Source organism: Bacteroidia bacterium (genome assembly GCA_026932145.1).
Lineage (GTDB): Bacteria > Bacteroidota > Bacteroidia > J057 > JAIXKT01 > JAIXKT01.
The window spans coordinates 3,628-5,782 of the sequence record JAIXKT010000060.1; the positions used below are offsets into that span (position 1 = coordinate 3,628).

General features: G+C 37.1%; 1 protein-coding gene and 1 pseudogene. Both read right to left on the minus strand.

The features are described 5' to 3' along the window. Positions 1-58 precede the first annotated feature (58 nt). Positions 59-970 (minus strand): annotated as a pseudogene (locus LC115_13535) (AAA family ATPase). Between the two features lie 13 nt (positions 971-983). After that, a protein-coding gene (locus LC115_13540) for an IS630 family transposase (GenBank protein ID MCZ2357690.1) occupies positions 984-2,113 on the minus strand; the annotation gives its coding sequence in 2 pieces (ribosomal slippage) (positions 984-1,696 and positions 1,696-2,113; 1,131 coding nt in all). Between the last annotated feature and the right edge of the window lie 42 nt (positions 2,114-2,155).

Below are 2,155 nucleotides of genomic sequence, written 5' to 3' on the forward strand. Positions count from 1 at the left end.
TCAAAATCAAATAGTTAAATATTTTTATTCTTTTTGTCGTGCAACAGGCTCATAAGTTGATTATGTCTTTACGTTCCACTTCGCCAGGCAAGTCAACAAAAAATAATTCGTCAAATCGTCCTCTGCGTAAAAGTTCGGGAGGTAATTTTGAAACATCATTTGCGGTTGAAACAACAAATACCTTAGCCAAACTTTCTTGAAGCCAAAATAAAAACTGACCAACCATTCTTGTAGATGTTCCACCATCATTTGAGCCTGTCGCACCTGAAAGCCCCTTTTCTATTTCGTCTATCCACAAAACACAAGGTGCAGCATTGTCGGCTGATGCTAATGCTTCTTTTAATCTGTTTTCAGATTGTCCTAGGTATTGCCCTTGAATTGCTGCAAGGTCAAGGCGATATAATGGTAAATTCCAATTTGCAGCGATAAATTTGGCTGATAATGATTTACCACAACCCGGAACGCCAACTAATAAAACACCTCTTGGCGGTCTCATTTTTCTTGCTTTAAGGTCGGCTGTTAGAAGTTGCTTTTGATTGTCAAGCCAACTTTGAAGTCCACTAAGTCCTGCAACTGAAAGGGTAGAAGGGTCAAGTTTTACTTTTTCTAAACCTGATATATCGCTAAATAATTTATCTTTCGCATTGCTCAATTCTTTGATGTCGTCTTTAGTTAAAGAACCTTTTGCCATTTGTGTTGCTAAAACATTCTCTGCTTCAATCTTAGTCATATTGGCTAAAATGGTAGCTGCCATTTTATAATCTGTTTCGTCCCACTCAAGCGGAATTGAACCTTTATAAGGAGTAACACATTCTTTAACCACCTCCAACATTTCTTCTTCGTTGGGTGCGTCTAGTGTTATAGTCATTCCTAATCGCTGTAATTGAGGCCAAATACTTTTGGTCGTGATTAAACAAATGCTACCACCTCTTTCTATTGCCTGAACAACACAATCATAAATGTGTCTTGAAACTAATGTTATGTTAATCGTAAATTAACGGATAAAGTCTTCTGAGTTTTTGCCTTGCATCGTTTGTTGTAAATTGCCAATTGATTTTACCATTTTTGTTGTTTCTGTGTTGTTGCCAAGCCGCTACTTCGCTGACAATATTTTCTATTTTTGCGATATGCCTGTTCAAACATTGATGGTTTAGAACGTGTAATTCTATTTCTGCCATATTTAGCCAACTTCCGTGTTTAGGAGTATATACAAATTCAAACCTGTCCCAAATTCGTTTTGCTTCCTGCGGTTCAAACATTTCATATAATGCCGATGGGGAATGGGTTTTAAAATTATCCATTACCAAAGTTATCTTCTTCGCTTCCGGATACATTTCATCAGCTATTCTTTTTACAAACATTGCCCAATCTTTTTTGGTTTTTGTCTGCGTTACTTCAACCAAACGTTTGCTTTTCAATGGCTCGTTTGCCATAAATATATTGACAACACCATGTCTGGTGTATTCATAATCTTCCCGCTTTTCATAACCCGGAGTCATGGGAGAATTGTTCTTGCTTTCTATCAATTGCTTTGGTGACTCATCCATGCAAACAACGGGGTTTTCTTCATTGTAAGGTCTTTTATAAACATCCAATACATTTTCCATATGTGCTACAAACTCACTACTTTTTTCCGGTGGAATTACCCAACCTTTTACTTTCCAAGGCTTAAGTTCATTTTTTTTAAAACATTCCCAACCGAAACATAAGATATGCTGTCCACGTAATTCAGCTCTACCATCTTATCTGCTAACAATCGCAAAGACCATTTTGCAAATCCTTTGGGTGGCTCGCTACAGCATAGTGCAACCAATTTAGCTTCCACCTCGCCGTCTATCTTTATTTCATATTTTCGGCTTGTCTGTCTGCGTTCCAGCACTTGCTCGAAACCCTCTTCAATAAATTTTTTCTTAACTCTGTCTATGGTTCGCATCCCTACTTTCAGTACTTTACTAATCTGTTCATTGGTTACTTTGTCAGAATATTCGCCTTCATCGCAGTTTAACAGAATATAAGCAGTACGGAATGTTTGTGAAGTATGGCTTCCTTTATTAATGATTGCCTGAAGTTCCTCTACTTCTTCCTTTGTCAATTTAATCGTGTATCGTATCATTGTTTTTTTGTAAAGATACGAAATATATGCGTCATAACATAT